Origin of the sequence: Pseudoduganella sp. R-43 (assembly GCF_049913255.1) — a bacterium.
In the GTDB taxonomy this organism is placed as follows: domain Bacteria; phylum Pseudomonadota; class Gammaproteobacteria; order Burkholderiales; family Burkholderiaceae_D; genus Rugamonas.
Genome location: NZ_CP183988.1, coordinates 3,799,366 through 3,824,129 on the forward strand (window position 1 = coordinate 3,799,366; position 24,764 = coordinate 3,824,129).

Here is a 24,764-nt window from a genome sequence, read left to right on the forward strand (position 1 = left end):
TGCGGCAGCGGCACAATCAAATTCCCGACGCAGTGAACAACAAACAGGGCCGCCGCCAAATGAATAGTCTCCTCAAGATCTCCCATCTGATGGAAGCACCCTCCCCCGACCAGCCGCAGGGCTTTGCGCTGAAGCTGATGGAACTGCTGGTCATTCCCACTTTCGTGCTCGACGCCCAGGGCCGGGTCGTCATCTGGAACCGGGCCTGCGAACGCCTGACCGGCGTGCCGGCGCACGAGCTGCTCGGCACCAGCGGGCACTGGTGCGCCTTTTACGCCCATCAGCGCCCGACACTGGCCGACCTGGTGATCGCCGGCCGCACCGGCGAGATCCTGGACCTGTACGACGGCCAGTCGCGCGGGCCGGCCGGCGCCAAGGACAACCTGTGCGCCGAAAACTGGTGTGAAATGCCGCGCACCGCCGGCCGCCGCTACCTGGCCGCCGACGCCAGTCCGATCTACGACAGCGACGGCCAACTGGTGGCCGTGGTGGAAACCCTGCGCGACCTGACCGAGGAAAAACAGGCCCAGATCGCGCTGGAGCAGCTGGCAACGCGCGACGGCCTGACCGGGCTAGCCAACCGGCGCTGCTTCGACCACACCCTGCTGGCCGAATGGCAGCGCGCCTTGCGCCAGGCGCAACCGCTGTCGTTGCTGATGGTCGACGTCGACAACTTCAAGCAGTACAACGACGCCTACGGCCACGTCGGCGGCGACGACTGCCTGAAGCGCATCGCCGCCGCCGTGGCGAGCGAAATGCGCGCCAACGACCTGGTGGCGCGCTACGGCGGCGAGGAATTTTCCGTGATCCTGCCCAACCAGTCGCTCAAAGGCGCTGCCATCGTGGCGGAACGGATACGCTGCCGCGTCGAAGCGCTGCGCCTGCCGAATATCGGCGCTGCCCAGCACTATGTCACGGTCAGCATCGGCGCGGCCACCGCGATTGCCTCCCACGAGCACCAGCCGGCGCAGCTGGTGGCGACGGCCGATGCGGCGCTGTACCGCGCCAAGCACATGGGGCGCAACCGTATCAGCTTGCCCGGCACTTAGCGCTTGCCGCGCCGTCCAGCACGGCGCGGTTGCGGCCGGCCCGCTTGGCTTCATACAAGGCCTTGTCGGCCGCTTCCAGCACGCTGGCCGGCGTGTCGTCGACATCGGGCGACAGTGAGCACAGGCCGGCGCTGATGGTGACATGCGGCGCCACCGGCGAGGCGGCATGCGGCATGCGCAGCCCGGCCACATGCTCGCAGATCCATGCGCCGTAGCGCTGCACCTCGTCTTCGCAGCTGTTTGGCAGCAGCACCACGAACTCCTCGCCGCCGTAGCGGGCCACCAGTTCGCCAGGCCGGCGCGTGCACTGCGCCAGCGCTTGCGCCACGGCGCGCAGGCATTCGTCGCCCGTCTGGTGGCCGTAGTGGTCGTTATACAGCTTGAAGTGATCGACATCGACCAGCGCCACCCCCAGGGCCGCGTCCTGGCGCCGGTGCCGCGCCAGTTCCACCGCGAACTGCTCGTCGAAATAGCGCCGGTTGTGCAGCCCGGTCAGGCCATCCTTGTGGGCCAGTGTGTCGAGGCTGGCCAGCGCCGCCTGCAGGCGCAGGTGGGTGCGCACCCGCGCCTGCACGACCGGTCCGCTCAGCGGCTTGGTGATGAAATCGACGGCGCCGGCATCGAGGCAGGCAATCTCGCTCTCCACGCCGCTGCTGGCCGTGACGAATATCACCGGGCAATGGCGCAGGTCGGGGTCGGCCATGATGCGCTCGCAAACGGCAAAGCCGTCCATGCTCTTCATCTGCAGGTCAAGCAGGATCAGTTGCGGGCGCTGGGCGCGCGCAATCTCCAGGCCCGCCAGGCCATTGGTGGCAAACAGCACCCTTGCCTGCTCGCGCAACATGGCGCTCATGAGGCGGATGGTGTCGGGGTTGTCATCGATGATCAGGATGGTGCTTTCCATGCTTCCTCACTCAGGACGTCGAGCGCGGTACCGAAGTCCAACGCTTCTATTGCTGTTTCCAGTTGGGCCGCCGCATCGTCGCCGCGCTGGCTGGCCAGTTGCGGCCGCAGCTGGCGAAACTGTTCGAGCGCATCCAGGTCCTGGCGGCGCAGCATGTCGACCAGTGTCTGCATCGCGCCCTGCAAATCCTGCTGCACCCTGGCGGCGGGCGCCGGCTGCTCCAACTGCAGCCAGCGCGCGCCGGCCTGCAGCGTTGCCGACAGTGCCTCCTGCACCAGCGCGAACTGGCGGCCGATGGCTGCCGCGTCGCCTTCGCGCAAGGCCTGCTCGGCCGCCACCGTGGCTTCCGAAAAATTGCGCGCCCCCAGGCTGCCGACGCCGCCACGCAAGGCGTGCAGCGCGGCGGCCGCGCCGGATGCGTCGCCCGCTTGCCAGCGCGCCTGCGCGGCGTCGAATTCGGCTTGCGACTGGCGCACCACGCGCTCTACCAGCGCAACGATATTCTGCCGCTGCGGCCCATGGCCGATCACGGACAGCAGCTTGCGGATGGCGAATACGCCGGGCTGCTGGTCGGCGTCGGCGCCGGCCGCCGGCTCCGCGGTCGCCGTGGCCGCCGTTGGCGCCGGCGCCGGCCGCTGCGCCGCGCCGCCCAGGTGGGCCGCGATGGTGGCCAGCATCTGGGTGTAATCGACAGGCTTGGGAATGAAGCCGTCCATGCCGCACTCGAGGCACTTGGCTTGCTCGGTATCGAGCACGCCCGCGCTCATCGCCAGGATCGGCAGCCGCAAGCCCATTTGGCCGCGCAGGATGCGGGTCGCTTCGAAACCATCCATCACCGGCATCTGCACGTCCATCAGCACCAGGTCGAAGGCCGCCGCGTCGTCGCGCAGCAAGTCCACGGCCTGCTGCCCATGCTCGGCCACCGTCAGCTGCGCGCCGGCCGGCTCGAGCACGCCGCGCGCCACCACCTGGTTGGTCGGGTTGTCCTCCACCAGCAGAATGCGCGCGCCGCGCAGCACGCTGGCATAGGCAGCCTGCGCGGCTTCCTGCGCCGCTTGCGGCGCGCCGCCCTGCTGGCGCAACCCCTGCAACAGCAGGCGCAGGGCGGCAGGCAGCACCGGCTTGGCCAGCGCCGCCGCCTCGCCCGGCAAGGAATTGCGGTCCAGGCTGCGGTTCAGCGCCACCAGGCACATGTCCTCGAACGCTGCCGTGCCATGCGCGTCAAGCAGCACCGAGTCGACCAGGGCCACGTCCCAGCTTCCTGTGCCGGCAGCCGGCGCCGCCGCATGCGCTTCCACCACGCAGCCCCATTGCCGCAGCTGGCCTTCCAGGTAATGCAGGGTCGGCACATGGTCGTCCACCAGCAGCACGCGCAGGCCGGCCAGCGAGCTGCCGGCCGGATCGCCGGCGCGCTGGCGCCGCGCCACCTGCAGCGGCAGGGACACCACGAACTCGCTGCCGCGTCCCGCTTCGCTGCTGACCGTGATGGTGCCGCCCATGAGCTGGACCAGCTGCTGCGAAATCGACAGGCCCAGCCCGGTGCCGCCGAAACGGCGCGCGGTCGATGTGTCGGCCTGCTCGAAGGGATTGAACAGCCGCCCCAATTGTTCGCCGCTCATGCCGATCCCGCTATCGCTGACCACCAGTTGCAGGATCTCCATCGAGCTGCCGGGCGCACTGCTGCCGATGTGTACCCGCACCTCGCCTTCGGCCGTGAACTTGATCGCGTTGCCGACCAGGTTGAGCGCCACCTGGCGCAGGCGCTGCAAGTCGCCCACCAGGCTTTGCGGCATGTCCTGGTCGAGCGTGAGCAGCAGGTCGAGCCGCTTGCCGACGCTGGCCGACTGCATCGCCGCCGCCACCGCCTCGGCCAGCTCGTCGACCTGGAATGGCGCCGCCGCCACGGCCAGCTTGCCGGCCTCGATCTTCGACAGGTCGAGAATGTCGTTGACCAGGGCCAGCAGCGCGCTGCCGGAGGCGCGGATCAGGCGCACATATTCCTTCTGCTCGGCGCTCAGGGGCGTGCGCTCCAGCAACTGGCCGATGCCGAGCACGGCGTTCATCGGCGTGCGGATTTCATGGCTCATATTGGCCAGGAACGCGCTCTTGGCGCGGCTCGCCTCCAGTTGCTGCAATTCGGCTTTCTTGCGCGCCGTGATGTCCAGCGCCACGATGTGGAAGCCGCACACTTCGCCCTGCACGTCGGTGTCGGGAATGTAGTCGGTCATGAAATGGCGCTGCCAGCCGGCGCGCTCGGTGTCGGTCTCGAAGTGCACCCGCTCGCCGCGCAGCGCCGCCGCCGCGTGCGGCTCGATTTGCCGGTACAGGGCCTCGCCCAGCACTTCCTTCATGCTGCGCCCGATCATCGAGGCCGGGTCGATGCCGAGCAAGGTCTGGTAGCTGCGGTTGGCAAAGCGGAACACCTCGTCCTGGTCGACATAGCCGATGGCGGCCGGGTTGTGGTCGGCCACCGTGCGCAGGAAGCGCTCCTTGTCCGCCAGTTCCAGCTGGGCGCTGGCCAGGGCCGATAGCTGCTCGGCCGCCGCCTCTTCGCTGCGCCGGCCCTGCGTGGCGTCGGTGACGAATACCGCATAGGCCTGCGCCCCATCGGCCGCGTGGCGCCGCAGCGTCAGCTCGGCGTCGAAGCGCGCGCCGTCGCGGCGCCAGCCGGTCAGCGCCACCGGCTGCCCGACGCTGCCGTCGCCCAGGCGCGCCAGCAGGCCGGCGCCGGCCTGCAGGAACTGGTCGACCGGCTTGCCCAGCACCTCGCCGCGCTGCCAGCCGAAGATTTCGCTGGCGCGCCCGTTCCAGTCCGTGACGTTGCCGTTTTCGCTCAGGCCGATAAAGGCTTCCTGGGTCGCATCGAGCATGGCGCACATGCGCGCTGCCAGGGCCCGGCCCTCGCCTTGCGCGCGCGCCAGGTCCGCCACGGCTTGTTCGAGTTGCTGTTGCAGTCCCGTCTTGTCGTGCGCCAGTTGCCGCGCCTCGCCGCCCTGGCGCTGCAGCACGGCGTTGCAGGCCGTGCGCAAGGCCTCGAGTTCGCTGAAGCTGCCCGCCAAGGGCGGCACCTCGCTGGCGCCGCCCTGCTCCACCCGGCGCAGCGCCGCCTGCGCCTGCTGCATCGGCTGCAGCACTGCGCGTCCGGTGCGCCAGCCGATCAAGGCGAACAATACCGCCAGCGCCATCCCGCCCAGTACCACGCCTGCCTGCAGCCGGCGTACCGGCGCCAGGGCGCTGTCGACGTCCTGCCGCACCAGCACGGTCCAGCCCAGGCCGGGATAGCCGTCGTAGCCGCGCGTGCGTCCGTAGCCGACCAGGTAGTTGCGCCCATCGGCCCAGCGCCCTTCCACGTAACCGGCGTGCTGCAGCCGCGCCTGCGCCAGGGCGCCGCCTTGCAAAGGCTGTCCGAGCAAGGCGTCCGGGCCTGCCAGCACCTTGCCGGCGCGCGAGACCACCATCACGCTTTCGCCCAGCAGTTCGCGGGCCCAGTTCCAGTGCAGGTGCACGCCCAGCACGCCGGCAGGGCGGCTGGCGCCGTCGTAGTACGGGAAAGCCAGGTCCAGCACGCGCAGCGCGCGCCCGGCGCTGGACGGCAGCAACTGCCCAAGCTGCGGGTCGGCGTGCACGTCGTGCACGTACACCCCGCTTGGCGCATCGGCCCACCACGGCTGTTGCGACACGTCGGCGCCCTCCAGCACGGCGCCGGTGGCCACCGTGACCTTGCCGGCCGCGTTGGCCAGTCCGATCCAGGCATACAGGGGATAAGTGCGCTGCAGGTCTTCCAGCAGGTGGCGCCGCTGCGCCACACCCAGCTCGCCCGCCGCGGCGCCGGCGCGCCGCGCCAGCAGTTGCACTTCGCGATAGCGTTCGAACATGGCGGCATCGAGCTGGTCGGCGCTATCGCCGGCGCGCTGCGCCAGGCCATTGCCGATGCTGCGTTTGAGTTCGTCGGCAGTGCGCCAGCCCAGCAATGCTGCGCACAGCAAGGTCAGCAACAGCACCGCGATCGCCAGCAATCCGGCCAGCACCGTCCCCAGGCCCGCCGGGCCAATCCTGTGTCGCAGGGAAGGACGTTCGGGCAAGGCTTCGTCTGGCATGGCGGACTCCGGTGATCCGAAGTCCCGAGTATAACCGACTCTCCAGCGAAAAGTTGCCAGAAAGTCTTGCCCCAAGCGCCTTCCCTAATGCACTTTACGTCCCGAGCGCGCTTTCTGCGCCTTGGTCTCGCCGTGTTCGCGGCGCTGCTTGTTGACGATGCGCGCCGCCACTTCCTCTTCGCGCCCGGGGTAGCGGTGTTCCTGCTTGAACTCCTGTTTGAGCTCCTTGTATTCGCGCTCCCGTTTCTGGCTGGCTCCTCTTGGCATGATAGGCCTCCGTGTTTCAGATGCTGCCCCCATGCTAGCCAAGCTTTGGCAGGCACAGCGCACGTAATGGCTGGTCACTTTCACTATTTTATCGACACGCAACTGTTTGACTGGGGAGACACCGATGCAAGACCATTACGCCAAGGCCCACAAGCTGTTCATCCCGACCCTGTGGCTGCTGCTGGCGCTTTCGCTTGGCCAGGCGCCGTGGTACGGCACCTGGCAGCCCGCGTTGCTGGCGGGCCTGCCGGCGGCCTTGCTGCCAAGCCTGCTCGCCTGGAAGGCGCCGCAGGCGCTGGCCAGCCGCATGGCTGTCGGCATCGCGTGCATGGGGTTCTGCGCCCTGCACATCCACCAGGCCATGGGCATGATCGAACTGCACTTCGGCATCTTCGTCTTGCTGACCCTGCTGGTCGTCTACCAGGACTGGCGCGTGATCGTGGCCGCGGCAGCCTTTGTCGCGGTGCACCACCTGCTGTTCAATTTCCTGCAGCAAGCCGGCTTCGGCACCATGTGCCTGAGCCGCCCTTCGCTGCCCGTCATCATCGTGCACGCGCTGTACGTGGTGGTGGAAACCGCGGCGCTTTGCCATTTCGCGCTCAGCTTCGCGCGCCAGCGCCGGCAGACCGAGGCCGACCGCCGCAGCCTGCAGGCCGGCTTCAACCGCATGCACCGCACCGTGACCGACATCATCGGCGTGATCGACGGCATCGCCTTCCAGACCAATATCCTGGCGCTCAATGCGGCAGTGGAAGCGGCGCGCGCCGGCGAGCAGGGGCGCGGCTTTGCCGTGGTGGCGGGCGAGGTGCGCAGCCTGGCCCAGCGCAGCGCCGCGGCCTCGCAGGAAATCCGCCAGCTGATCGGCGACTCGGTCGGCAAGGCCGAACAGGCCAACCAGTTGGCCGGTGCTAGCGGGCAGGTGATGGAAAAACTGGTGGGATCGGTCCAGCAGGTGGCAGCACTGATGCAGGGCATTACCGCCGGCAGCCGCGCCCAGTCGGACGGCATCGAACAGCTCAGCGGCGCCGTCAGCGGCATGGACCGGGTCACGCAGCAAAACGCCGCGCTGGTGCAGCAGGCAGCCAGCGCCTCGGCCAGCATGCTGGAACATGCGCGCCGCCTGGTTCAGCTCATGGGCAGCCAGGACGACGGCGCGCCGCAGCAGCGCGCACCGGCGCTGCGCTGATCAGAACTGCTCGACCCAGGCCGCCAGCTGCGACGGGGTCAGGGCGGCGTCGGCCTGCACCAGCCGGCATTCCACGCCTTGCGCGCCGCTGGCCATTTGCAGCGAAGCGCCGCGCTTGCCCATCCACAGCAGGCAGGCCAGCCAGAACGCGTGCTGCGACGAGACCGGCGCGCTGGTCGGCGTTTCCAGGAATTCGGTGAGCTGGGACGCCTGCAGGAACAGGGCGTGGCCGGCATCCACCGCGCGGAACGTCGGGCCGAACGCTTCCGCCAGCAGCGCAAAAGCGTGCGCCGGGTCGGCATCGGCATAGCGCTGCTCCAGGTCCTGCAGGTGGTCGCGCACGGCGCAGCCGAAAGCGGCGCTGCGGAAGGCTTCCGAACTGATCAGATCGGAGTGGTCCAGCATCAGCCAGTCCGGTTCCGGCGGCGTCATGCCGGCGCTGAGAGCGCCCGCCAGGTAGCTCTCCACTGGCACGAAGGACGGGCCGGCCGACAGGCTGGCTGCCAGGGTGTACAGGGTGCCGATGCGGGTGGCCACGGCCTGCTTCTGGCGCACCAGCAGCTTTTCGCGCAGCAGTTGCGAATGTTCCTTTTGCAGCTTGGCCAGGGCCAGGGCCTGCTTCAGTTCCATGCGCAGCGCCGCGATGTCCCACGGCTTCTGGATGTAGCGGTGGATCTGGCCCTGGTTGACCGCGTCGACCGTGTGCTCCAGTTCCGAATAGGCGGTGGTCAGGATGCGCACGATGTGCGGGTAGCGGTCCCACGCATAGAACAGCAACTCGTTGCCGTAGGCGCCGGGCATGCGCTGGTCGGACACCAGCACTGCGATTTCGTCGGCGTGCTCGTCGAGCATGCGCTTGCCCTCCTCCACCGACTCGGCCACGTACACTGGCGCCAGCGAACCCAGGGCGCGCTGGAAATATTTGAGGGCGGTCGCCTCGTCGTCGACGTAGAGGATCGCCGGCGCTTGTCTGGTCGGTTGTTGTTCGTTCATGCTCGTTCCTTCTCTAACTCCGGGAAATTCATGGTGACGGTGGTGGAGCAACCCTGTTCCGACTGCACCCGCAGGTGGCCGCCGAACGATTGCATCACGCGGTTGCAGAAGATCAGTCCCCAGCCGCTGCCGCCTTCGTCGCCGTGCATGGACACCGGGTCCAGCAGCAGGCGGTTCAGCAGCGCCGGCGCGATGCCCGGGCCGTTGTCTTCCACGACGATATAGGGGCGCTCTGCCACGCCCACGGTGATCCTGATCCGGGGACCAGGCAGTCCTTGCAGCGCGCGCAGCGCATTGCTCAGCAACGAGGACAGCACCAGCGCCACGCAGTTGGGCGAGGCCCGCACAGTGAAGTCGGCTTGCACGTCCACTTCGATGATGTCGCGCTGGCCTGGCGCCAGCGGGTACATGCCCAGCAAGGCCGCGACCATCTGCTGCGCGCTGCCGCTGGCCAGGCGCGCCGCCGGCACGACGCTGGCGCGCTTGGCCGATTCGACAAACGTGGCCAGCACCGACAGGCAGTAGCGCGCATTGTCGTGCATGTGCGCCGCAGCGTTGCCGATGTCGGCCCGCGGCGGCAAGCCGCTCTCTTCCTGCTGGGCGTTGTGGGCGTTGACGCGGCGCTGGATATTGCGCGCGAAATTGGCGATCGTGGCCAGCGGCGTGTTCAATTCGTGCGCCAGGAAAGCGACGGTTTCTTCGATTGCGAGCAGGCTCTGGCGGCGCAGCGCGCGTTCGCGCGCGTTCTCGCTGGCCAGGCGCAGCGCATCGCGCACGGTATGGGCATCGAGCGGCTTTTCCAGGATGCGGAAGATATCGCCGCCGTTGATGGTCTCGAGCAGCACTTCCTTGTCGGCGTAGGCCGTGACCAGGATGCGCACCAGGTGCGGGTAATCGCGCTCGACCTGGCGCAGCAGCTCGCCGCCGACGCGGCCCGGCATGCGGTAGTCGGTCACCAGCACGTCGACATCGCTGTCGGGCTTGGCCAGGATCTCCAGCGCTTCGTCCACGCCGGGCGCGGTCAGGACCGTGAAGTCGTTTTCCACCGCGCGGGCGAAGTACTTGCGCGCCAGTTCCTCATCGTCCACGTACAGCACGGTCGCCGGCTGGCTGCGATCGCTCATTTCTCGCCTCCGGTCACGCGCGGCAAGTCAAAGGTGAACCTGGTCCATTCGCCCGGCATGCTCTCGGCGGCCAGCAGGCCGCCGTGGCGCTGGATCACGCTGTAGCAGATCGACAGCCCAAGGCCCAGGCCCTGCCCGACTTCGCGCGTGGTGAAGAAAGGTTCGAACACGCGGCCGATATTCTCCGGCGCGATGCCCGGGCCGTTGTCGCGCACCGTGATCTTCAGCCGTTCGCCGCGCGCTTCGGCATACACGTCGATGGCCGGCGCCTGGGTGGCGCCCTTGCGCATGGCCAGCGCCGCATTGCTCAACAGGTTGATCAATACGCCGATGATGGCCGCTTCATCGCCGCGCACCAGGGTGTCCGGCTGCAGGTGGCGATTGACCTTGATGCCCTTGATCTCGTGGCCCACCAGGCGCACCGACGATTCCAGCGCGCGCTCGAACAGGAATTGCGCACTTTCGTGGTCGGTGCCGGACTTGCGGTACGCGAAGGTCTTCAGGTCGGACACGATGTACTGCACGCGCTGCATGCCCGACTTGGCATCGGTCAGGCATTCCAGCAGCACTTCGCTGCCCTTGGCAGCCGGCTCCTCCATCGCGATGTCGATCGCCATCATGCAGAAATTGACCGGATTGTTCACCTCGTGCAGCAGGCCTGCCGCCAGGGTGCCCAGGGCCGCCATTTTCTCCTGCTGCAGCATCTGGCCCTTGATCTCGGCCAGGCTGCGGTTGTTCGCCTCGAGCTGGGCGTTCTTGTCGGCCAGCTCCGCCTTGAGCTGGAACAGGTTGAAGCGCGCCTGCTCGTTGTAATAGGTGCAGACCGCACTGGCCACGGCGCTGAACGCCAGCAGCAGCGAATTGACGGCAAACGCGCCGCCCACCGGCGGCTGGCCGTCATGCACCCAGCAGGCGGCCGCGTACAGCAGGTAGGTCAACAGGCCAAGCGTCAGGTTCTGCCACATGCGGAAGGCAAACGCGATGGCCGAGGCAAACACGCCCAGGTTCAAGCCTGCGTAATAAATCGACGAGGCGCCTTCGGTGACGGCAATCATCCAGGCGATCATGATCTGCGGCAGCATCAGCCAGGTGAAGCTCATCGCCTCCACATTGCGCGCTCCCCATGGCTGGCGCATCACGCCGATGATGGCGAGGATGGCCAGCGACACCAGCACGCGCGCCAGGGTAAATGCGCCGAGGTGGTCCGGATAGAGGCTGAAATCGAGCCCGATCCCCAGCAGCACCAGGCCGATCGCGGTCCACGCGCCGCCGCGGCTGAAGCGCAGGCGGTAGGCGCGCAGGTCCGACTCATAGGCCGAATGCAGGTGCGGGCTCACGTAGGGTGCCGGTCCAGTCATGGCAGCGACGCTTCGGCAAACACATTGACGCCGGTCGCATCGACATAGGTGAGGCGCTCGCGCGCCTGCGGCGGCAGGAGCTGCTCCATCTTGGCCTCGTCACGATAGATCAGGTACCACTCCAGCAGGTGCTCCATGCCAGGGCGCTCCGGATTGCTGCTGTGGACGTTGGTCACCAGCAGGCGCCCGCCGCGCTTCATGCAGGAGGCGAAGTAGCTCAGCAGGCGGCTGCACACCTTGTCCGACAGGTAGTCGAACAGGCCGGCGCAGTACACCACGTCGAAATCAGCGCCCACTTGCGGCCCGTCCACGCGGCGTTTCAGCAGGTTGTGCACGGAATCCTGCACGAAGCGGATGTCCGGCTGGCGCGCCAGGCCGGCGCTGATGCCGCCCAGCTGGCCGCGCGTCCAGGCCAGCGTCTCTTCGCTGAAGTCGACCAGTTCAAACGAGAGCCAGTGCGGCTCATCGTACTCGCGCAGGAAGCGCTGGATCTCCTGCGCTGGCCCGCAGCCCACGTTCAGCACGCGGTACGGGCGCCCCACGCGCCGCGCCGCGTCGGCCTGGCGCTTCAGGAACTCGACCAGGATATCGATGCGGTTGCGGTGCGCCACGGCGACCGCGGTCTGCAGGAAGGCCGCATTGACGATCTGGAAGTAAGTGCTCGGTCCCTGGCGCGGGTCGCCCAGGATCTGGTTCACCATTTCATAGTCGCCGGCATAGCCGAGCGGCTTGCTGAAGGTGCGGAAGACGAACGGCGCGCGCAGGATCAGCGGGTGCAGCGCCGCCTGCGCAAAAGCGCGGTGGGCGGCGGCAGCATCGGCCTCGACCATTCCCGCTTCCTTGTTCAAGTCGTCGAAGTAGCGGCGCACGCGCATGATCAGCGGCTCGGCCAGTTCGGCAAACACGTCGGCGCGCAGGCGCCCGCCTTCCTTGGGCAGCGAATCGGACAGGTCGACCTGCTCGACCCAGCGCGCCACCTCGGCCAGGTAGGCCCGCGATTCGTTGACGGCAATCTGGTAGTCGCGCCGGATGCGGAAGCGCTCATCCCAGTCCAGCACGAACTTGCTCGCTTCGCGGCCCACCGCACCCGGCAGCATCACCACCTCGCTCAGTTCGCGCCATTCGTCGATCAGGGTCACCGACACCACGGCGGTCAGGCCGGTGTTGACCATGCTGATCACCACGGCCTTGCCGATGTAGGCGCTGGCCGTGCCCATGCGCACCGTCAGCTCGCTGAGCACCTCGCTGACCTGCACGATGGAATACGGGTTATACACTTCCATGACCAGCGACTTGCGCTGGAGTGTCACGATGGTGCCGCGCACTGCCTCACCCTGCGTGTTCAGGAAACTGACGACCGGATCGATTTGGGCCTGTGAATACACTTTTTGTCGGAACTAAATGGTTGCCGTGAATTAAATCGAGTGTACTGACTTGTGGCGCAAATCGCAACGTTTCCCCAAGAAGAATTGCCAGGAAGATAGTAGGGCTTATTCAAATAACAAGCGCGGCCGGATGTCAAAGTTCGCTGCCGCACAGACGCGACCATTGCCTGATGCCAAACTGGACGCAAGTCATGGAGATCACGATGGAGCAGTTACGCAAACAGAGCGCCGCTGAACTGGAGCGGGCAGAATTCCACGAACGGTTTGCCCGCAGTTTTACCGATGCCCGCTTCGACGGCCTGCGCGACGCCGTTGCAGCCCTGGAAGAACTGGCCTGGCGCCAGTATTGCGAACAGCGCCGGCCGCCTACAAGCCATTAGCCGTTCGTTGCCAGCAACTCCAGGCGGGCAGCGAGGCGGTCGGCCATCTGCGCCGGCGTAAAGCCGGCGTAGCGGTTGGCCACGCCGCGCGCCGCCATCAGGGTACGCCCATCCATCAGCAAGCTGCGCACCACGCCGCGCCAGTCTACCGTGCCCGGCAAGCGCCCACCATTGACCGCCACCCCGGCCTGCTCCAGGCGCGCCGCCAGCAGGTAGCGTTCGAGCTGGGTCGGCAGCAGCAGCATGGGCACCGCCGCCAGCACGGAATGGGCAATGGTGCCCTCGCCTGCCTGGCTGACGCAGATGCGCGCCTCGGCCAGCGCTGCCGCCAGGTCGACCGGCCCGCGCGCATACGCCAGGCTGGTGGCATGCACTGGCGGCACCGCGCCGGCAGCGACTTCCGGCTGGTAGCACAGCACCCGGCAACCTTCCATGACCAGCGCGTGCAGCACGGCGGCGTGGGCCGGATGTTCCTGGCGCAGGTAGACGAACACCTTGTGCCCGTGGCCGGGCGGCCACTGCGGCGCTTCGCCGCTGGGCGCCACGAAGGCCGGACCGTACCATTGCTCGCGCTCCGCCGGGCGGCCGTAGTGGTCCAGCTCGGGCCAGGCGCACAGGAAATGCTGGCGCCCCAGCAGCGCGTCGGCCGCCTGCACATAAGGCACGCCGCCGTGGTGCACCAGCACGGTGTTCATGATCTTGAGGGTATGCAGTTCGGCCGCGGCCAGGCGCTGCAAGTCCATCGCTTCCCATGGGCGAAAGTTGGGCAAGGGCTGGCCGGGCGGCGGCAGGGTAAAGCCGGCGCCGATCGCGGCCGACGGAATATCCAGCGTGCGCGCCGCCAGCAAGGCGGTGGGGGCGAATTCCGCCACCACCACGTCCGGCTTCAGCAACTGCAGTGCGGAGCGCCAGCCGCGCACCAGTGCGTCGAGCGACTGCGCCTCGCGATAGCCGGAAGCGAGCATGATTTCAGCCAGGCTGGCCGCATGCTGCCCGGCGCCGTGCAGCCACAGGGGCGCCTGCAGCATCGTCACGTTGAGCGCACCCAGCAGGCGGCGCGCCTGGCCCAGGTCGCGTACCGACAGGCTGACGGCATGGCCGCGTGCCAGCAGGGCTTGCGCAATGACCCGCAAGCGTCCCGCATGGGCGGGATCCCCGCCTAATTCCCAAGCCAGGTGGAAGTGAGCCATTCTCAGTTCACCCAGCCAAGTGTCATTGTATTTTTCACATTATTTCCAATCAAGGCCGTGCCTTGGATTTTAGAACACACTCGCAAACAGGTGTGCAATACTAAGCCATGGCCCTCCACCGACTGCTACCACAGAGCTTGCGCGCGCGCATGACCTGCGTGGTCATCTTGTTCGTGCTTGCGGCGACGACCATCGTGACCTGGCTGGCCCTGTCGCTGTCGGAACGGGACATGAAAAGCGTGATCGGCCAGCAACAGTTCAGCCTCCTGTCGGTGGCCGCCGCGCACATCGACGAACAACTGACCACCAAGCGCTTGCTGCTGGCCTCGATTGCCGACGCCATCCCGGCCGCCCAGCGCACGCCGGCCGCCATCCAAGCCGCGATCGAACGCCACGCAGCGGCCTCGGCCGAATTTGCCAACGTGGCTGCCTTCGACAGCAGCGGCCGGTTCCTGACCAGCCTGCGGGCGCCGCAGCAAGACAATCCCAATGTTGCCGACCGCTCCTACTTCACCCAGACCCTGGCGCAAAAGCGGGCCATCATATCACCGCCCCTGCGCGGACGCGTGTCCAGCTTGCCAGTGGTCGTGCTGACCCATCCCATCGTCGATAGCGGCGGCGACGTGCAGGTGGTCCTGGTGGGCAGCATCGACTTGCTGAACTCCGACTTCTTCCATCATTTCAATGCCATGAAGCCGGGCAAGACCGGCTTCATGTTCATCATGACCACCGAAGGGCTGCTGGTCAACCATCCCAACAAGGCGCGCCTGCTCGAGCATATCAATGCACGGCCCGGCCTCAACCTTGGCACCCAGCGCGCCCTCGACGGCTTCGAAGGCTGGATGGAAGCGACCAACAAGGACGGCGTCGACGGCATCTATTCGTACAAGCGCCTGAACTCTACCAACTGGATCGTGGCGGCGCGCTATCCGACTGCCGAAGCGTTCGCCCCCATGATCAGCATGCGGCAACAGGCCGCGCTGGCGGCAAGCGCCTTTGCCGCCGTGGCCGGGGTCCTGAGCTGGCTGATGATCAAGGGACTGCTGTCGCCGCTGCAAAGGCTGCGCGCCAACCTGCATGCCATCCGCCACCGCGGCGGCGATATCAGCCTGCTGCGCAGCGGCGGCAAGGATGAGATCGGGGAGCTCAGCGAAGCGCTGTATGAATTGACGGCCGAACGCCAGGCGGCGCAGGAGCGGCTGGCTGAAAGCGAAAAGCGCGCGCGCGTGATCGCCGACAATATCCCGGCCCTGGTGGCCTACATCGATCGCGAGCTGCGCTTCCGCTTCACCAACGAACATTATCAGTTCCTGCTCGGTATCGATCCGCGCGCCATGGTCGGCAAGCGTTTCGACGAAGTATTCGGGGCCGAACCCTTCGAGCGCTGGAAGGACTGCTTCGAGATCGTGCTGGCCGGCCGCCGCATCCACGTCGAGCGCCCCGGCGAGGAACTGGAACGCCACCTGCACCTGATGACCGAGCTGGTGCCGGACCTGGCGCCCGATGGCAGCGTGCCCGGCTTCTATATGATGTGCACCGACATTACGGAACGCAAGACTGCCGAACTGGCGCAGGCCGCCAGCGAAAAGCGCCTGCGCCTGATCGCCGACCACTTGCCGGTGATGATCAGCGCCATCGACCGCGAGCATGTCCTGCAATTCGGCAACGCCACTTATCGGCGCTGGCTGGACACCGATCCCGATACCCTGCCCGGCCGCCCCATGTCCAGCGTGAGCGGCGAAGCGGCTTATCAGCAAGCCCGTCCCTGGCTGGACCGCGCCTTCGGCGGCGAAGTGACGGAATACGAATCGACTGCCCGCCTGCACGGCGAACCGCGCGTGCTGGAAACCACTTTCGTGCCCGATGTGCGCAAGGATGGCAGCGTGCCCTTCGTCTACGCCCTGACCACCGACGTCACCCGCAGCCGCGAGGTCGAAGCGGAACTGCTGCGCCAGGCGCGGCGCGACCCGCTGACCGGCATTCCCAACCGGCGCCAGTTCGAAGACGTGCTGGACCAGGCCATCGAACGCGTGCGCCGCCAGGACAGCCAGATGGCGCTGGCCTATCTCGACATCGACAATTTCAAGCACATCAACGACAGCCTGGGGCATGCCGGCGGCGACGAAGTGTTGAAGGAGTTCGCGCTGCGCCTGTCGGGCAGCGTGCGCACCACCGATACCGCCGCCCGCCTGGCGGGCGACGAATTCGTGATCGTATTCGAAAATATCCGCCATGCGGACGAAGTGCGGCTGCTGGCCGAGAAAGTCATGGCGGCAGTGGCGCCCGACTTCACCGTGCTGGGCGCCCCGTTGCGCGTAACCACCAGCATCGGCATCGCGCTGTATGCCGGCGGCACCGAAACCGCGGGTGGCCTGATCGGGCGAGCCGACATGGCCCTGTACGACACCAAGCGGCGCGGCCGCAACGGCTTCACCATCGACAACGGCCGCGGGCTGCCCGAAGCCGCAGTTTCCCCGCCTTAGGCTTCGCGCAGCAGCGCGATGAAGCGGCGCCCCGCCGGACCTGGCGGCGCATCCTTGCGCCAGCACGCATACATCGAAAAGGCATGGCCCAGCACCGGGCTCGCTTCCAGCGACAATTCGACCAGCGCGCCGCTGGCCAGCTCGTCTTCCACCATATGGCGCGGCATGCCGCCCCAGCCCAGGCCCGCGCGCAGGAAGGCATGCTTGGCGCCGAGGTCGGCCAGGCGCCAACCCTGCGGGTTGACAACGCCGAACTGGCGCCCCGCGGTCAGCGCCGAGCGGTCGCTCAGGATCAATTGCACATGGCGCGCCGCCTCGCTGCGCGCAACCGGCGCCGGCAAGGCGGCCAGCGGATGGCCGGCCGCGGCCACTACCACCACCGGCACCTCGAACAGGAAATCCGTGTCGCACTCCGGCGGCACGTCGGGATAGGAACCGACGACTGCCAGCCGGCAGCGCCGCTCGAGCAGGGGCTGCACCACGGCACCCAGCGCTTCGACGTCCAGCCGCAGCGGCGTGCCCGGGAATTCCCGGTGAAAGCGCCCTACCGCCGCGGTCAGGCGCGCGATCGGAAACATCACGTCGACCGCGACCGACAGCTCCGCCTCCAGTCCCTCGGCCAGCGTGCGCGCCTTGGCCTTGAAGCCATCCATGCTGCTGGCGGCGGCGCGCGCCGCATCCAGCAAGGCACGGCCCTGCTCCGTCAAGCGCGGATAGCGGCCGCTGCGGTCGAACAGGGCAAAGCCCACTTGCAATTCGAGATTGGCGAGGGTCTGGCTGACCACCGATTGCGCCCGTCGCAGCTTGCGTCCTGCCGCGGAAAAACTCCCCTCTTCGGCCGCGGCGATGAATGTGCGCAGCTGGTCCATCGACATTGCGTCAAGCATGTGCGATCCTGTGTTTTGCCAATGGCGGCCGATTGTACACGACGGTGTAAGACTGGTCCGACATGGCGGCGCGCTTCTCTCTGCTAGGAAACACTGCCTTGCACTTGGATACTGGTTGACATGATGACCACACTTCCACTCAGCCGTAGCCCCCAGGCCGCAACGAGCGGTCCCTCGCAGCAGCTGTACCTGCTGCTGCGCGAAGCGCCCGACCGTGCCGCTGCGACGGCCTACCTGCAGCGCCGCCTGGCGGAGGCAGCGGCCCTGCCGCCCGCCTGGAGCGGCGGCCTGCAAGAGCTGGAAGAGTGGCTGGAGCTGCGCAGCCGCAACCGCGCGGAAGAATTCCGGCAGTACCAGCAAGGACGGCAGCAAGGCGGCCCGCGCCGCCATTTCGCCACGCTGGCCCAGGCGCGCCGGTTCCTGTGCGTGCAGGCGCCCGGCTTGCTGGTCGAAGGCGCCTGGCTGCATGGTGTGCTCGACCATTGGCGCCAGCCGGCCTATATGCCGCTGGTCAAGCTCTACCTCGATTACCTTGGCAAAGGCGTGCCGGCCGCCAACCATGTTGCGCAGGTGCGACAAGTGCTCGCAGTGCAGGCCTGCAGCACCTGGCAGGACCTGGAGGACAGTGGCTTTGTGCAAGGCGCCATCCGCCTGGCCCTCGCCAGTGCCGGCGAGCGCTGTCTTCCCGAGGTGCTGGGCTACCAGCTGGCGGTCGCCGACCAGCCCGCCGCCCAGCCGTCGATCCTGCAGGAGCTGGCAGAACTGGGCATCGCCCTGCCGTCGCCGCCGCCTTCCGACACGCTCGTCCTGAACGTGTTGCGCGCCATGCTGGGCCAGGCGCCGGAGACCGCGCCGCAATTCCTCCAGCAGGTGGAGCTGGGCTACGCCCTGGGGCGCATCGGCCTGCAAACCCTGCCTGCCACGCCCGAAGACGGCGCGCCGCAAGACCCGCCTGTGGCCAACAGCAGCGCCGCCATCTTTGCCGCGCCGGCCGCTAACGCTGGGCAAGCGGCCGAAGCGGCGCCAGCGCCAGATGAAGCACGCCCCATCCTGCGCCACCGTTTCGATGGCGATGAACACGCATGGGAAACCATCACCAGCGACCTGGGCCTGCTGGAAGCACAGATCGCAGCCTGCAGCGGGAAAGGCGAGGCAATGAACCTGCTGGCCCGCCATATGGGGCCCGCCGTCCACCACCAGCCATTGGGCCTGATGGCGGCCCGCATCTATTCCCAGCTGTTCGCACTGGCCTAGGACGCCAGCGAAGCCCGCAGCAAGGCCGGCGTCAGTCCGGTCCAGCGCTTGAACGAGCGCCGGAAATTCGCCGCATCGTGGAAGCCGAGGTAGTCCGCCACCGCTTCATTGCCGGCGTGCCGCGACTGGAACAGGTACAGCGCCACATGGGTGCGCACCTGGTCCAGCTCCGCAACGAAATGGGTTCCGTAGCGCGCAAGGTGGCGCTTCAGGGTGGCCGGGCTGACGCCGAAGGCCGCGCTGGCCCCCTCCAGCGTCGGGTTGCGGCGAATCTCTGCCAGCAGGTAATCGTACAGGGCATCGGTCAGGCTGGGTGTGGCGTCCAGCGCGCTAGCAGCGGCCAGCGAGGCGGCACAGGCACCGGGGTCCGCCTCCGGCCAAGCCTGCGCCAGCGAGGCAGCATCCAGCAGCATCGCATCCAGCTGGCAATCGAAACGCAGTTCGCCGCCAAGGTGCACCTCATGCTGCTCGACGTGGCGTGGACGGGCGCGGTTGAAACAAAACCGCCACGGCAGGCGGCGTCCGCCCAGCCAGCGCGCCAGCGAGACCACGGCCGTCATGTGCATTTCCACCAGGGCCGCGCGCAGGCCCGGTGCGCCCTGGCTGTCAACCCAGTACAGCACCATCTGGCCGCCGGCGACGTGCAGGCGTGGACGCAACAAGGGCAACAGGCGCGACGGCCACTGGCACAGGATGTCCAGCGCCTGCTGCAGCGACGCCGCGCGCCGCAAAGCGCCCGATAGCGCGGGCTCTGTACCCGGCAGCAAATGCTGGCCGAGCATGAAGCTGGTATCCGCGCTATCCAGCGCGCGCAGTACATTCGCGAGCAGTTGCAGGCATTGCTGCGGGCTGACCAGCGCTCCCGGCAAGGGCGGGCCGCCGTCTCCAGGCATTCCCGTACCGCGTGCAATCGCAGCCGGCTGTACCTCCTGTTGCAGGGCGTAGTCGAGAAAATGCCAGGGCAAGCCGCGCGCGGGAATGGTCGCCTCCCCTGGCAGCGAGTAGCGCATCACAGCGCAGGCATCGCTTGCGGCAAGGTCCGGCCAGGGCCGTCGATCGCAGCCGACAGGCGCGCCAGCAAAGCATCCGCCTCGCCCTGCGCCGGTTCGCTGGCAAAACGCAGGCTGACCTGCAGCGGGCCTTGCGGCCCATGATGGCGCATCATCGCCACCATGCCGCACAAGTGCCGCGCCACGTCTCGCGCCTCGGCATCGCCGGTGCCCGGCAACAGCAGCGCAAAGCGATCGCCTGCATAGCGGCACAACAGGTCTTCATTGCGCAGGTTAAGCAGCAGCATATGCCCGACCGCTTGCAGCACACGGTCGCCTTCGCGCGGCCCGTGTTCGCGGTTGATGCGGTGGAAGCCGTCGATATCCAGCAGGACCAGTGCGCACTGGCCGGACGGATCGCGCTCTTGTTCGAGCCGGATCTGCTGCCTCAAATAGGCCGCATCCGCCAGTTGCGTCACCCGGTCGAAGGCGCGGTGCTGGCGGAACAGGCGCTCGCGCTTGGCCAGGTGGTCGTTCAGCATGAACTGCTCGTGGCGCCAGTAGTAGATGCCAGCCGTCAGCACCAGCATGCCGAATGGCACCAGGGCTTCGAGCCAGTTATCCCAGGCCGCAGCCTTGTTGATGCGAAAGAATTCGTCAAGGCAGTCGGCCCAGGAGCCCAGCATGATCGCCGCGAGCCCGCCGGCCAGCAGGCGCGTGACCAGGCCGCCCGGCCTGCTGCTCAAGGTCATCACGAACCAGAGTCCTGCCATGGCCGCCATGCCGCCTTCGGCAATGATGTCCATCCAGCGCCAGGCGCTGAAAGGCTTGGTCTGGCCCGCGCTGGCATACAGCAGCAGGCATGCGATCACGGCCATTGCCGCGGCCAGCAGGGAATGTCGATGGAGTTTCAGCATAACCGCGCAGCTTAGCCACGCCTTGTGACAGGCGCATGACAAGCGCAGGGTCATTTCAGCTCACTGCCGCGTAACCAGCTTGTCATCCGCCCTTCACATAATCCGCTGCATTCTCCACTCCGACTGAATGCACATGAAAACCCGATTGACCGCCCTCGCCGCCGGCGTGCTTGCCCTGTCCAATGCCACCGCCTCCGATGGCGCGGACGCTTCCCTGGCCGGCGCCAGCGTTGTCATTACCGGCCAGCGCGACGTATTGGCTAAATCCATCGCCGAGCAAGACAAGGCCGACAATATCATCAACGTTTTGAGCAGCGACGACATCGGCAACCTTCCCGACAAGAACGCCGCCGAGGCACTGGCACGCCTGCCCGGCGTTTCGGTGCAGCGCGACCAGGGCGAAGGCCGCTACATCACCGTGCGCGGCCTGGGGCCGGACCTGAATGCCGTCGCCATCAACGGCGCCCTGGTGCCTTCCCCGGAAGCCGGCCGCCGTGCCGTAGCGCTCGACGTGCTGCCGTCGGGGCTTATCCGCTCACTGGAAGTCAGCAAGACCCTGACGCCCGAGCAGGACGCCAGCTCGCTTGGCGGCGCCGTCGAAGTGAGGACGCTGTCCGCCTTCGACCTGCCTGGCTCGCTCCTGACGGTGAACGCGGCATCCTCCCACGACCAGAACACCGGCAAGAACAGCCCGAGTGCCGGCATGCTGTGGGCCAGCCGCTTTGGCGATGGCAGGTTCGGCGTGGCGGTGGGCTTGAGCGGCGAAAAGCGCAAGTTCGGTTCCGACAACCTGGAAACGGGCGGCGCATGGGATGGCGAGCGCCTGTCGGGCTTCGAACTGCGCGATTACCTGCCGGTGCGCGAGCGCCGTGCCGCCGCGCTGAACCTGGACTTCCGCCCGGCGGCGGGCAACAGCTGGTTCCTGCGCAGCTTCCTGAGCCGCTTCAGCGACGACGAAGTACGCGACCGTCTCACGATCAGCAACGTCAGCGGCGGCGCCCTGACTGAAGGCGTACCTGCCAGTGCCCGGCTTGAGCGCCGCATCCGCCAGCGCAAATATACCCAGGAAATCCAGTCGGCCGTCTTCGGCACCCAGCAAAAATTCGGCGCCTGGCAGCTTGACGTGCAGGCCGGCCGCAGCACAGCCGACGAAGACACGCCGGAAGCGCTGAACGATGGCCGCTTCCGCGGCACCGCCAATTTCAAGGACATCAGCTTTACCAACAGCGAGCGCCCAACGCTGAAGGCCCCGGCAACGGCTTTCGATCCCGCCAGCTATAGCCTGAACGCGATCACCTTGCAACAACGCTACTCGAAAGACGCGGAGCATCATGTCAAGTTCGACCTCGGCCACGAATTTGCGCTGGGCGAGATGCGCTCCGCCATGAAGTTCGGCGCCAAGGCCAGCCGCCGCGAAAAAACCAACGACACGAACCAGTGGAGCTACGGCAGCAAGGCGGTACCCGGCACCCTTTCCATGGCGTCGTTCGTCCAGGACCACCAGCTTGATTATCAGTTTGGCCAGGTTGGCGCGGCGCTAAACCCGGCCGCCATCCGCGCCCGCGTCGCGGGGCTGGACCGCAACGCAGCGCGCCTCGCCACCGAGTCAGCCATCAACGACTTCACCCTGAATGAAGACATTGATTCCGCCTACTTCCAGGACACCCTGTCGCAAGGCGACTGGCGCCTGCTGGCCGGCGTGCGCGCAGAACGCACGGCCTTCGACGCCGCTGGCGTACGCACCAGCGGAAGCAGCATCACGCCACTGCAACGCAGCCGCTCCTACACCAACTGGCTGCCATCGCTGCAACTGCGCCATGACCTCGACCGCGAAACCAGCTTGCGCGCCGCCTGGACCAATTCCGTGGTCCGGGCCAACTTCAGCCAATTGGCCCCAGGGATTGCGCTGGCCAGCGCCACCGAAGCCACCATCGGCAATCCCGACCTGAATCCGCTCAAATCGCACAATCTCGACCTTGGAGTTGAACGCGTGATCGGCAACGACGGTGCGGTGTCCGCCTACCTGTTCCACAAGGACATCAAGGACTTCACTTACACGACCAATCTTGCCGGGAGCGGGCCGTGGACGGGCTACACCAGCGCCACCACCTATGCCAACGGCGACACGGCCAAGGTAAAGGGCATCGAATTGTCCTGGCAGCAGCCGCTGCGCATGCTGCCGGCGCCCTTCAACGGCTTGCTGGTCGGCGTCAACGGCGCCTTGACCGATTCACGCGCCCATATCGCACGTTTTGACCCCAAGGCCAGCGGCATGGCCGGCCGCCGCATCCCCATGCCGGGCCAGTCCGATCGCGTCATGAACCTGATGCTCGGCTACGAGGCCGGACCAGTCAGTACCCGCATCGCCTTGAACTACAAGTCGCCCTACCTGCTGGAACTGGGCTCGGATATCCTTAACAGCAGCCAGGACCGCATTGTCGATACGCAGAAGCAGGTCGACTTTTCCCTGTCCTGGCAGTTGTCCAAAGGCGTCCAGCTGAGCTTTGACATCGCCAACCTGAACAACGAGAAGTACTACGTCTACCAGGGGGTGAAGGCACATAACGCGCAATTCGAGCAATATGGCCGTACCTATAAACTGGGCCTGAAAGCGAGCGTGTTCTGATGCGCCGCCTGTCCTTGATCCCTTTCCTGCTGGCCTGCGCCTTGCCGGCAACGGCAGCCGAAACGGTCGCACTGCCCGGCGGAGCTGCACTCGCGCTCGACAAACAAGGCCTGCACCTGCGCGCCGCGGACGGCGCCGAACGTGCCACGATCGCGCTGCGCGGCCGCCATCTGGACTATCGCAACGGCACCGCCCTGGTCGTCGACGCCAACACCGAACGCGCCATGGCGGTATCAGTCGATACGGCCGCGGGGACCCTGACCACTGCCGCCATCCTCGACGGCGCCGCGATCGCGCCGGAAGCAGCCTGCCTCTACCGCGATGCCCAAGGCCTGCTCTACGCCTTCCTCGCCGGCAAGGACGGCCAGGCGGAGCAATGGCTGCTGCACGGCCGTCCACAGCTGGTGCGCAAGCTCGCGCTGCCGCCGCACAGCGAGCAATGCCTGGTTCACGACGCCAGCGCCAGCCTGGTAGTCGCCGAGAAAGGCCTCGGCGCCTGGTCCTACAACGCCGACGCCGAAGCCCCGCCAGGCCGCCGCGCGCTCGCCATCGACATACCGCCAGGCGACAGCACGCGCAACGCTGCCAAGGCCACCGAGCCTGCGACATATCGTCTGGCCGCATCCCCTGGAGGCATCACCCTCCTCGACCGAAACGGCAAGCCCCGCCGCACAATCGCGCTGCAGGGCGGCATGCCACCAGCCCTTATCGTGCAACCGCAGGTGGAGACAGAAAGCATGCCGCGCCTTGGCGACGCCGCCGACGACCCGGCAATCTGGATCAACCACCAGCATCCGGGCATCGTCCGCGTGCTGGGCACGAACAAGAAGCAGGGCCTGCACGTCTACGACCTTCACGGCCGCCAGTTGCAGCTGCTCGAATCGGGCCGCCTGAACAACGTCGACCTGCGCCAGGACGTCACGCTCGACGGTCAACGCTACGATCTCGCCGCCGCCACGCAGCGCGATGAAAACGCGCTGGTCCTGTACACCATCGACAGCGCCGGCACGGTGGCGGAAGCGGCCCGCTTCCCGACGCCGCTGGAGCGCATTTACGGCATCTGCCTGTATCAGCCGGCAAGCGGCGGCCTGGAAGCGTTCGTCAACGACAAAGACGGCAGCTACCTGCAATACCGTATCGGGCGGCGAGGCGGCGCGTTTTCAGCCACTGAGATGCGCCGATTCAAACTGCTTACCCAGCCGGAAGGCTGCGTGGCCGACGACCGCAATGGCCGCCTGTTTGCAGGCGAAGAGAAACGGGGCGTGTGGTCCATCGACGCCCGCGCCGATGCCAGGGCCGAACCCAGGCTGATCCTGCCTGTTGGCGGTCCGCTGCGCGCCGACGTCGAAGGCATGGCCATCTATCACGGGGCCAACGCCAGCTACCTGGTGGTTTCCAGCCAGGGCAGCAACAGCTATGTGGTGGCCGATGCCGCCGCTCCGCACCGCATCCGCGGCAGCTTCCGCATCGGCATCAACCCCGAAGCCGGCATTGACGGGGCTTCCGAGACGGACGGCCTGGACGTCACCTCCGCCAACCTGGGCGGCCGCTTTACGCGCGGCATGCTGGTGGTACAGGACGGTTACAAGCGCCTGCCGGACGGTGCCCAGAACTTCAAGTATGTTGCATGGGACGATATCGCCCGCGCGCTGGACTTGCCGTAGTGGTATGCTCC

The 24,764-nt window shown here is 67.1% G+C and carries 17 protein-coding genes and 1 pseudogene; 7 read left to right on the forward strand and 11 right to left on the reverse strand.

What is annotated here, in order from left to right; genetic code table 11:
* The first annotated feature begins 59 nt into the window (after positions 1-59).
* Positions 60-1,049 (forward strand): diguanylate cyclase, encoded by a 990-nt coding sequence (locus ACN9M3_RS17260; RefSeq protein WP_426318069.1) that lies wholly within the window; start codon positions 60-62, stop codon positions 1,047-1,049.
* On the opposite strand, the gene ACN9M3_RS17265 is transcribed toward ACN9M3_RS17260, so the two are convergent.
* From ACN9M3_RS17265 to ACN9M3_RS17275, 3 genes are all read right to left on the reverse strand, one after another.
* The gene (locus tag ACN9M3_RS17265) at positions 1,030-1,953 is read right to left on the reverse strand and encodes a diguanylate cyclase domain-containing protein (RefSeq protein WP_426161704.1); all 924 of its coding nucleotides are present in this window, start codon (positions 1,951-1,953) and stop codon (positions 1,030-1,032) included. The genes ACN9M3_RS17260 and ACN9M3_RS17265 overlap by 20 nt on opposite strands.
* Positions 1,935-6,050, reverse strand: coding sequence for an ATP-binding protein (locus tag ACN9M3_RS17270; RefSeq protein ID WP_426318070.1), 4,116 nt, complete (start codon positions 6,048-6,050; stop codon positions 1,935-1,937). The genes ACN9M3_RS17265 and ACN9M3_RS17270 overlap by 19 nt, the downstream gene beginning before the upstream one ends.
* Before the next feature lie 84 nt (positions 6,051-6,134).
* Positions 6,135-6,317 carry a hypothetical protein gene (locus ACN9M3_RS17275; protein WP_426161706.1) on the reverse strand — a complete coding sequence of 61 codons (183 nt, stop codon included), beginning with the start codon at positions 6,315-6,317 and terminating at the stop codon, positions 6,135-6,137.
* A 688-nt stretch (positions 6,318-7,005) separates the two neighbouring features.
* On the opposite strand from ACN9M3_RS17275, the pseudogene ACN9M3_RS17280 reads away from it, so the two are divergent.
* Positions 7,006-7,503, forward strand: a pseudogene (locus tag ACN9M3_RS17280) (methyl-accepting chemotaxis protein); the annotation flags it as partial.
* Here the strand turns inward: ACN9M3_RS17280 and ACN9M3_RS17285 are convergent.
* From ACN9M3_RS17285 to ACN9M3_RS17300, 4 genes are read right to left on the reverse strand one after another with little or no spacing between them, the layout of a single operon-like run.
* Positions 7,504-8,496 carry a response regulator gene (locus ACN9M3_RS17285; protein WP_426161708.1) on the reverse strand — a complete coding sequence of 331 codons (993 nt, stop codon included), beginning with the start codon at positions 8,494-8,496 and terminating at the stop codon, positions 7,504-7,506. It lies immediately after the preceding pseudogene.
* Positions 8,493-9,620 carry a hybrid sensor histidine kinase/response regulator gene (locus ACN9M3_RS17290; RefSeq protein WP_426318072.1) on the reverse strand — a complete coding sequence of 376 codons (1,128 nt, stop codon included), beginning with the start codon at positions 9,618-9,620 and terminating at the stop codon, positions 8,493-8,495. Before ACN9M3_RS17290 ends, ACN9M3_RS17285 begins: the two co-directional genes overlap by 4 nt.
* Complete coding sequence (locus ACN9M3_RS17295) at positions 9,617-10,978, reverse strand: sensor histidine kinase (protein WP_426161710.1); 1,362 nt, start codon at positions 10,976-10,978, stop codon at positions 9,617-9,619. Before ACN9M3_RS17295 ends, ACN9M3_RS17290 begins: the two co-directional genes overlap by 4 nt.
* Positions 10,975-12,363 carry a class I SAM-dependent methyltransferase gene (locus ACN9M3_RS17300; RefSeq protein ID WP_426318073.1) on the reverse strand — a complete coding sequence of 463 codons (1,389 nt, stop codon included), beginning with the start codon at positions 12,361-12,363 and terminating at the stop codon, positions 10,975-10,977. Before ACN9M3_RS17300 ends, ACN9M3_RS17295 begins: the two co-directional genes overlap by 4 nt.
* Positions 12,364-12,554: 191 nt before the next feature.
* On the opposite strand from ACN9M3_RS17300, the gene ACN9M3_RS17305 reads away from it, so the two are divergent.
* The gene (locus ACN9M3_RS17305) at positions 12,555-12,743 is read left to right on the forward strand and encodes a hypothetical protein (RefSeq protein ID WP_426161713.1); all 189 of its coding nucleotides are present in this window, start codon (positions 12,555-12,557) and stop codon (positions 12,741-12,743) included.
* On the opposite strand, the gene ACN9M3_RS17310 is transcribed toward ACN9M3_RS17305, so the two are convergent.
* On the reverse strand, positions 12,740-13,933 hold the full coding sequence (locus ACN9M3_RS17310) for a hypothetical protein (RefSeq protein WP_426161714.1): 1,194 nt from the start codon (positions 13,931-13,933) through the stop codon (positions 12,740-12,742). The two genes, ACN9M3_RS17305 and ACN9M3_RS17310, sit on opposite strands and share 4 nt — an antisense overlap.
* A 107-nt stretch (positions 13,934-14,040) precedes the next feature.
* Here ACN9M3_RS17310 and ACN9M3_RS17315 point away from each other — a divergent pair, with 107 nt between their 5' ends.
* Positions 14,041-16,416, forward strand: coding sequence for a diguanylate cyclase domain-containing protein (locus tag ACN9M3_RS17315; RefSeq protein ID WP_426318074.1), 2,376 nt, complete (start codon positions 14,041-14,043; stop codon positions 16,414-16,416).
* On the opposite strand, the gene ACN9M3_RS17320 is transcribed toward ACN9M3_RS17315, so the two are convergent.
* The gene (locus ACN9M3_RS17320) at positions 16,413-17,303 is read right to left on the reverse strand and encodes a LysR family transcriptional regulator (RefSeq protein WP_426318076.1); all 891 of its coding nucleotides are present in this window, start codon (positions 17,301-17,303) and stop codon (positions 16,413-16,415) included. The two genes, ACN9M3_RS17315 and ACN9M3_RS17320, sit on opposite strands and share 4 nt — an antisense overlap.
* Before the next feature lie 120 nt (positions 17,304-17,423).
* Between ACN9M3_RS17320 and ACN9M3_RS17325 the strand changes: the two genes are divergently transcribed.
* Positions 17,424-18,557: a hypothetical protein gene (locus ACN9M3_RS17325; RefSeq protein ID WP_426318078.1), complete on the forward strand. Its 1,134-nt coding sequence runs from the start codon at positions 17,424-17,426 to the stop codon at positions 18,555-18,557.
* On the opposite strand, the gene ACN9M3_RS17330 is transcribed toward ACN9M3_RS17325, so the two are convergent.
* Complete coding sequence (locus ACN9M3_RS17330; RefSeq protein ID WP_426318079.1) at positions 18,554-19,567, reverse strand: AraC family transcriptional regulator ligand-binding domain-containing protein; 1,014 nt, start codon at positions 19,565-19,567, stop codon at positions 18,554-18,556. The genes ACN9M3_RS17325 and ACN9M3_RS17330 overlap by 4 nt on opposite strands.
* The gene (locus ACN9M3_RS17335; RefSeq protein WP_426318081.1) at positions 19,567-20,463 is read right to left on the reverse strand and encodes a GGDEF domain-containing protein; all 897 of its coding nucleotides are present in this window, start codon (positions 20,461-20,463) and stop codon (positions 19,567-19,569) included. The genes ACN9M3_RS17330 and ACN9M3_RS17335 overlap by 1 nt, the downstream gene beginning before the upstream one ends.
* Positions 20,464-20,596: 133 nt before the next feature.
* On the opposite strand from ACN9M3_RS17335, the gene ACN9M3_RS17340 reads away from it, so the two are divergent.
* On the forward strand, positions 20,597-23,089 hold the full coding sequence (locus tag ACN9M3_RS17340) for a TonB-dependent receptor (protein ID WP_426318082.1): 2,493 nt from the start codon (positions 20,597-20,599) through the stop codon (positions 23,087-23,089).
* Complete coding sequence (locus ACN9M3_RS17345; RefSeq protein ID WP_426318083.1) at positions 23,089-24,753, forward strand: phytase; 1,665 nt, start codon at positions 23,089-23,091, stop codon at positions 24,751-24,753. The genes ACN9M3_RS17340 and ACN9M3_RS17345 overlap by 1 nt, the downstream gene beginning before the upstream one ends.
* The last annotated feature ends 11 nt before the right edge of the window (positions 24,754-24,764 follow it).